At 48.8% G+C, this 7,260-nt stretch carries 5 protein-coding genes and 1 pseudogene; 1 reads left to right on the top strand and 5 read right to left on the bottom strand.

Going from position 1 to position 7,260, the window contains the following annotated elements:
* Positions 1–369 precede the first annotated feature (369 nt).
* From ADIS_RS23750 to ADIS_RS12515, 5 genes and pseudogenes are all read right to left on the bottom strand, one after another.
* A pseudogene (locus ADIS_RS23750) lies at positions 370–471 on the bottom strand (IS200/IS605 family transposase); the annotation flags it as partial.
* A gap of 58 nt (positions 472–529) precedes the next feature.
* Positions 530–2,431, bottom strand: coding sequence for an exo-alpha-sialidase (locus tag ADIS_RS12530; protein ID WP_155907435.1), 1,902 nt, complete (start codon positions 2,429–2,431; stop codon positions 530–532).
* A gap of 86 nt (positions 2,432–2,517) precedes the next feature.
* On the bottom strand, positions 2,518–2,922 hold the full coding sequence (locus tag ADIS_RS22355; protein ID WP_051113311.1) for a DUF983 domain-containing protein: 405 nt from the start codon (positions 2,920–2,922) through the stop codon (positions 2,518–2,520).
* A 61-nt stretch (positions 2,923–2,983) separates the two neighbouring features.
* Positions 2,984–4,039, bottom strand: a complete 1,056-nt coding sequence (locus ADIS_RS12520; RefSeq protein ID WP_010854900.1) for an NAD(P)-dependent alcohol dehydrogenase — start codon at positions 4,037–4,039, stop codon at positions 2,984–2,986.
* 108 nt (positions 4,040–4,147) lie between these two features.
* The gene (locus ADIS_RS12515; protein WP_010854899.1) at positions 4,148–4,399 is read right to left on the bottom strand and encodes a hypothetical protein; all 252 of its coding nucleotides are present in this window, start codon (positions 4,397–4,399) and stop codon (positions 4,148–4,150) included.
* 514 nt (positions 4,400–4,913) lie between these two features.
* On the opposite strand from ADIS_RS12515, the gene katG reads away from it, so the two are divergent.
* Positions 4,914–7,172: a catalase/peroxidase HPI gene (gene katG / locus ADIS_RS12505; RefSeq protein WP_010854897.1), complete on the top strand. Its 2,259-nt coding sequence runs from the start codon at positions 4,914–4,916 to the stop codon at positions 7,170–7,172.
* Positions 7,173–7,260 lie beyond the last annotated feature (88 nt).

Below are 7,260 nucleotides of genomic sequence, written 5' to 3'. Positions count from 1 at the left end.
CACCACAAAAAAACTAGATTTTCAGCCTAATATCTTAGTTGCCTAAGGCAACTAAGATATTAGGCTGAAGGAAAGATTTAACCTTAGACACAGTTTAATGAACTATCCCGGATAAGCGTCCTTTTTTTCAAGCGTTGCAGAATCCACCTAACCCAAATGCCCGTATAAAACAGGCTCTCTTAAATCATTTAAAAGTACAAAGCGAACTAGAAAATGATAATCAGTTATCTTCATAACTTTCGGTTTATCAAATTAGACAGTTCTGATAGAATGTTTCTACCTACCGCGACTATCCGGGAGTTAGTTGAGGACTGAAGAACCTTTGCGCAACCACGTCAAGTGTTTTTTGATTTTCTTTTTTTATCAGCGGTCGCAAAGACAACGCGAAGGCTTCATTCCAATTAAGATATGGATATAGTCCAGCATGCCATTTATCGCGATCAGTTTTTGTCCCTTGTTTGTGATTATTCCTTTCCCAACGAACAGACTGTCGGACATACACCCTACTAAGAGCCTGAAAGGCGTTACCCTATTTTTTCTTCAGGTGCTGCTGGTTTGCGATGGCTTCGGTCACCAGCAGGGGCCGGTTGAAAACACGTACATGAGTCACTTGACCGTTCAGCTTGGTGCCGATCTGTAGTTCGGAAGATCCCTGCGGGGTCTTGAAATAGGGACTGAACCTTCCCCAGCCAAACTGTCTCTCATCGCCGCCGTCATTGAACACAGCATCCAACACAAACGATATGATCTTGGGCCCTCCGTCCACTATAATGCTCGCTACGTGCTCCTTACCCGTTTTCAGTATCCCCGGGTCGCTGTCCCATACCGCACGGGTTTGGCCATCGTTCAGCTGGATTTCCAATGTACCCCTTTCGGAGATGGCAATCCACCATCCTTTGCCGGATGTATCCCGTGTATCCAGCAATACCTGGCCTCCTTCAAGGCTAGCTAGCGTGAAACTTAATTCTACGGTAAACCCAGACCTTACATTCAAACCCCTAAAATCAAACGTATTCGGGTCTCGTGAACGAAACGTGGGCATACTCGGAGCGGGAACCACCTGGGGAAATCCACCGCCCTCATACCTCCAGTGTAAGGTCTGGTCTTGCTCGGTATTGGATGGGTTGTCAAGTTGCCCCCAAAGTATATCCAAAAATTTAGGGTCGATTTGGTGCAAACGGGCAATGTCCTTTTGGGTTTCCGTGATGTAATAGTTTCCCCCATCTTCCAGTAAATCCGGATAGCTGATTCGGATCATGGGGTCGTCATCATACAGCAATACCTCAGGCTGTGACCAACGAATTACCTTTCCCTTCTCCGTGTCGACTTCAGTGCCTCCCGATACCCATACCGGGTTCCGGTCGTTGTAACCGATTGCGCTGGGATTTGGATGTTCTCGGATAAACCTTCCTCCATGATTGTGAAACCAGTACAAATACTTGCCATTTTCAACCTTCCAGGCAAAGTTGGCAGCCCTGGGGTTCTTCATAAGCCTTCCGTTCGCAAACGCCATGTATTGGGGTGCATCCCAAGTCCTGCCCCCATCCCGGCTGTAGCTGTATACCGGGTGGCCATCCAGAGAGCGGTATACCACAAAGAAACTTCCATCGCTCAACACGGAATAGCTGTGCTCTGCGGCTATTGGCCCCCCTCCGGCAGGCGTCCGTAGGCCGATGTCTCCATCCGGTAGCGTACGCCAAACCGCATCCCTTGGATCCTCTACGGCAAAGAGGTTTTCGCTCTGCAACAGTACGCCCTCATTGGAGGTGAAAAAACCCTCACCAAATCCGCCCACCTTGGTAAGCGGGACAAATGCGCTTCCCTTGTGCGCAAACGCCTTCCCGACGTTCCAAAAGAAACGAATCGCACCGCCATAGACATTGTTCCTGTCGATCTCAAATTCCCTCACGGGTAGGGTGATCCTATCTTTTGACCAGGTTTTGCCGTGGTCGTCTGAGTATTTGAACACGAAGTATCCCTGGCTGTCCACCCGCCGCACAATGCCGTCTCTATACGGCGGACTATCTCCTTTTATTTCACGTACGTTATCCGTATTATGGTTATAGAAAACAAAAATGCGGCCGGAAGGAGCCTTCAAAAGCACTGAATAGGAGGCTTCCGGTCCATCACTAGGTTCTATCTCAACCATCTTTTCCCATGTTTTGCCGCTGTCGAGACTTCGCTGACTGATGATGTGTTGCCCCTGGTCGCCTTCGTGTCCTAGGCCCGTAGTCATGACGCAAAGCCATGCGCCGTCGTCGGTTTTTAGGATGTACGGTTGGTCGCTGTACGTCTTATCGGGAATGATGATACCATTTTGGAGGTTGCGCCAGTCGTCGGTCTGCGCAAACAAAGCAGAAAGAGGGTTGGAGAGCATCCCAAAAAGGAGAAGCAGCGAAAGGTTTAGGAATCGAAAAAGAGTCTTCTTCATAGTCAATTGAATGGTCTGGAAATTGAGCAAGTTATTTTTTTCGGATTTTAGTAGCAAGGCTGGTGTAGTTACCTTCCGAAGTACTTTCACGCCTTCCCCTTCCATACAAACGCATAGAGCATAAGCACTTTGGAATACCTGACGCTCCAAGGAGTGGATAGGAGAGCGGGTATAAAAATCATCAGGTAGTAATGCCAGAGGGTTGGTTCGTCGAAGATCAAGTAGGTCAATACCCCAAAAACAACAAATAGGGCCACCCCAAACGCATACGTAATAAACAGGGAAATTTGGTAAAACCCCGGCTCAGGCATAAAGTCATATCCGCAAACCGGACAGTGCTGATTCAGTTCGTTGAATTTCTGCATATTGAAAGCACTGGATCTGAACATTTGCCCCCGGGTGCATACCGGACACCTGCATCCCAACAACGAAGGAAGCAGAGGAGCTCTTTCCTTTGTCCAATCTATCTTGGGTGAATTTACGTTTTGCATCGTATCTAGACGTTAGCATTGGTCAACCAAACGGAAACATTTCCCCGTTTTGCCTTCCAACTCACTTTAATGAAGCCATGTCAATCACAAAGCGGTATTTGACGTCGCTTTTGAGCATTCGGTCGTAGGCGGTGTTGATGTCCTGCATACGGATCAACTCGATGTCTGATACGATGTTTTTTTCGCCGCAGAAGTCAAGCATTTCCTGGGTTTCGGCGATGCCTCCGATCACGGAGCCCGCTACCGACTTTCGCCCCATTACCATCGGAACTGAATTGAGCATAGGATCCAGTTTCCCCAAGTAACCCACCAAGACTAGCGTTCCGTTGATCTTCAAGGCGCCCACAAATGGATTGATGTCGTGGATATAGGGCACCGTATCAATGATCAAGTCAAACCTTCCTTTTACGGATTTCATCTGTGCGGAGTCTGTGGAAATAATTATTTCATCAGCGCCCAATTTTCGGGCATCTTCCATTTTTCCCTCAGATCGGGAAAAGAGCGTAACCGATGCGCCCAAACCCTTGGCCAGCTTGATGGCCATATGCCCCAATCCTCCTAGGCCGATCACGGCTACACGGCTTCCTTCCCGTACCTTCCAATGCCGAAGAGGTGACCAGGTGGTGATCCCGGCGCAAAGCAAGGGTGCTACGGCCGCGGCATTCAGGTTGGTGGGTACCCGGAGGACAAAATGCTCATCTACCACGATCCTTTCTGAATAGCCACCATAGGTTGGTGTGCCCAGGTACTTTTCCTGTCCGTTATAGGTGCCTGTAAATCCATTAAGGCAGAATTGCTCGAGATCCTGTTGGCAGCTATCACAGGTTCTACAGCTATCTACCATGCAGCCGACGCCTACCGTATCGCCTACATTGAATGCAGTAACGGCACTGCCTATGTTTGTCACTTTGCCGACAATTTCATGACCCGGCACGGTCGGATAGATGGTGCCTCCCCAGTCATTGCGTACGGTGTGGAGATCTGAGTGGCATACACCGCAGTAGAGGATATCTATTTCAACATCCGATGGGTGTAGGGTTCTCCTGTGGATGGTTAACTGGTTTAGCTCGGCATCTGATGCTGCTGCCCCGAAAGCTTTCACTGCATGGGTATTCATGGAGTTGTCAGTTTGGTTTTCAGGGTCAAGTTACCTCATTTTTGAAAAAAAGACAGGTAAATTAAACGAGTTTTAAGGTAGTCAGCCAAAAAAAGGGGGATGCAGTGGCTACATAATCCTCGATTCCGAGTACAGATCATAGGCGGCGACCATGCTGCGCTGATCCATAGCGACGCCGAAGCGGGGAAACTTAGTCATTTCAGACCTTGATTGGGTATAGATAGGCAAGTAGCGACGATCCAGTTCATCCCAGATAACGAGCAGGTAGGTATAGGGAATCGGGCTGCTCCGTCCCTGCTCCAGCCATTTGGCAAACAAAGACTCATTCAGCGGGTGGGGGTAATCCTGGCTGTCAAACATATACGGGTATTTATTGGATCAATAGCATGCGTGGGAAGCTCGATTGATTGTAAGATTAGGTTTAGACCTCTCTATAACCAATCATCCATGGATCAATTTACTTGTGGATTTGGCACTTCCAAAAGTCAGGTGCAAACATACGCTAAATGTAGTAGGGAGCAAGTACCACCGGTCGGTATGATGGCCAATAAAACAAGTTTGGCCTTGATCACCATTCGTATCTACTACGGTATGGAGACTAGGATCCTCGCTGGGTCTTTTCAGGTTGATGGTTGACTAAAGCCAGCTTATTGCTGCTTTGGTGTATAAAACGAGTCGCCGTCCGTAAATTTACCCTCCTTTTTTGTTTCTACATTTACCTGTCTAATTCGTTCATTGCCTGTGAATTTAGGTTTCGGTTGTTCTTTTGTAATATACACGCTCAATATGTCATAGAGAATATCAATGAAAAACAAAAAATAATAGATTATATATTTGGGTGTTCATTTCGTCTAAAACAACAAATATACAGTATATGAAGAAGGTGATATTGATATTGGCCGTTTTTGGGAGTTCGGTGCTTACCGTGCTGGCCCAGGATAAGGCATCAGTAGATGGCTGGTCGGGAGCGACCAAAAAGAGTCCCAGTGCCGCAAAAGTTACCGGAAACGTAGCGTGGTGGCCCAATCAGTTAAACCTGGGTATTTTGCGCCAAAACAATCCGGTGTCCAACCCCTTAGGAGCGGATTTTGACTACGTGGAGGCATTCAAAAAATTGGACTATGAGGCATTGAAGCACGATCTGCGTGCGCTAATGACCGATTCCCAAGATTGGTGGCCTGCAGATTACGGACATTATGGAGGTTTTTTTATCCGTATGGCCTGGCATAGCGCCGGTACCTACCGTACCGGAGACGGCCGCGGCGGTTCCCGAGCAGGACAGCAGCGTTTTGCCCCATTGAACAGTTGGCCTGACAATGCCAATTTGGATAAGGCCAGGCGTTTGCTGTGGCCCATCAAGCAGAAATATGGCAACCAGATCTCTTGGGCGGATCTGATGATCCTTACAGGAAATGTGGCTTTGGAATCTGCCGGATTTAAGACCTTTGGATTTGCCGGAGGAAGGGAAGATGTTTGGGAACCAGAGTTGGATGTATACTGGGGTAAAGAGAAAGAATGGCTTGCCAATGAGCGTTATTCTGGCGATCGCGAATTGGAAAATCCGCTAGCTGCGGTACAAATGGGTTTGATCTATGTGAATCCGGAAGGACCTAACGGTAATCCCGACCCGGTTTTGGCTGCGCATGATATACGGGAGACGTTTGGCCGAATGGGGATGAACGACGAAGAAACGGTGGCCCTGATTGCAGGCGGTCACACGCTTGGCAAGACGCACGGTGCCGGTCCTGCCAGCCACGTAGGTCCGGAACCGGAAGCTGCGGCTATCGAGGAACAAGGATTGGGCTGGACCAGCACCTACAAGTCTGGCAAGGGCCCAGATGCGATTACCTCAGGCCTGGAAGTAATATGGACGCTTACTCCCAATGAGTGGAGCCAAGGATTCTTTAAGAGTCTTTTTGAGCATGAGTGGGAACTGACGAAGAGCCCTGCCGGAGCCCATCAGTGGGTGGCCAAAGACCCCAAGATCATGTATCCCGATGCGTTTGATTCGGAAAAGAAACATAAGCCTACCATGCTGACGACGGATTTGTCCATGAGATACGATCCAGTATACGAGAAGATCTCCCGTCATTTCTATGAAAATCCGGAAGCATTTAACGAGGCTTTTGCAAAGGCCTGGTTTAAACTAACCCATCGCGATATGGGTCCAAAGACCACCTATTTGGGTCCTGAGGCTCCTACGGATGATCTTATCTGGCAAGATCCCATTCCTGCGGTAAACCATCCGTTGGTAAATGCACAGGACATCGATAAGTTGAAGGCGGCCATATCCGGTTCCGGGTTGAGCATCTCCGAGTTGGTATCTACTGCTTGGGCTTCGGCTTCCACCTACCGAGGATCTGACCGAAGAGGCGGCGCCAACGGCGCGCGAATCCGATTAGCGCCACAGCGTAATTGGGAAGTCAATAATCCGGTTCAATTGAACAAGGTATTGACCACACTTGAAAAAATACAAAGCGATTTTAATGCCAGTGCAGGAGCCACCAAGGTTTCACTTGCCGACCTGATTGTCTTGGCAGGTAACGTGGGTGTGGAAAAAGCCGCTGCCAATGCAGGTCATCAGGTAAATGTGCCCTTCATTCCCGGACGCATGGACGCCACCGCGGAGCAGACCGACGTAGCTTCTTTCGAGTTGCTGGAGCCCATGGCTGATGGATTCCGAAACTACCTGAAGACCAACTACACCATCTCTACCGAAGAACTGCTGGTAGACAAGGCGCAGTTACTGACATTGACGGCTCCGGAAATGACTGTTTTGGTCGGCGGAATGAGAGCACTCGGTACCAACTACGACGCTTCGAAGCGCGGCATATTCACCGACAAGAAAGACCAGCTTACCAACGATTTCTTTGTGAACCTGTTGGATATGTCTACTATATGGAAGCCGACAGACCGCTCTGGCGAGGCATTCGAGGGACGTGATCGCAACAGTGGTGCGCTAAAGTATACAGCTACCAGGGCGGATTTGATTTTCGGTTCAAACTCTGAGCTTCGCGCACTTGCCGAGGTATATGCTCAGTCTGATAATACAGAGCGTTTCGTGCATGACTTCGTAAAGGCTTGGACCAAAGTAATGCACCTGGATCGCTTTGATCTGGTGTACAAGAAATAAAAGGATTACGAACTACCACCATAAGGGCTGCCCGCAAGGGTGGCCTTTTTTGGTGTGCCGTGCATGTTAACTAACTAGGTGGTGAAAG

The organism is Lunatimonas lonarensis (assembly GCF_000390185.1).
Lineage (GTDB): Bacteria > Bacteroidota > Bacteroidia > Cytophagales > Cyclobacteriaceae > Lunatimonas > Lunatimonas lonarensis.
Note: the sequence above shows the minus strand (reverse complement) of the source record. Positions and strands in the feature narration are given on the sequence as shown.

Coding starts and splice junctions, on each gene's coding strand:
- ADIS_RS12530 (WP_155907435.1), bottom strand. CDS start 2,431: ATGAAGAAGACTCTTTTTCGATTCCTAAACCTTTCGCTGCTTCTCCTT.
- ADIS_RS22355 (WP_051113311.1), bottom strand. CDS start 2,922: ATGCAAAACGTAAATTCACCCAAGATAGATTGGACAAAGGAAAGAGCT.
- ADIS_RS12520 (WP_010854900.1), bottom strand. CDS start 4,039: ATGAATACCCATGCAGTGAAAGCTTTCGGGGCAGCAGCATCAGATGCC.
- ADIS_RS12515 (WP_010854899.1), bottom strand. CDS start 4,399: ATGTTTGACAGCCAGGATTACCCCCACCCGCTGAATGAGTCTTTGTTT.
- katG (WP_010854897.1), top strand. CDS start 4,914: ATGAAGAAGGTGATATTGATATTGGCCGTTTTTGGGAGTTCGGTGCTT.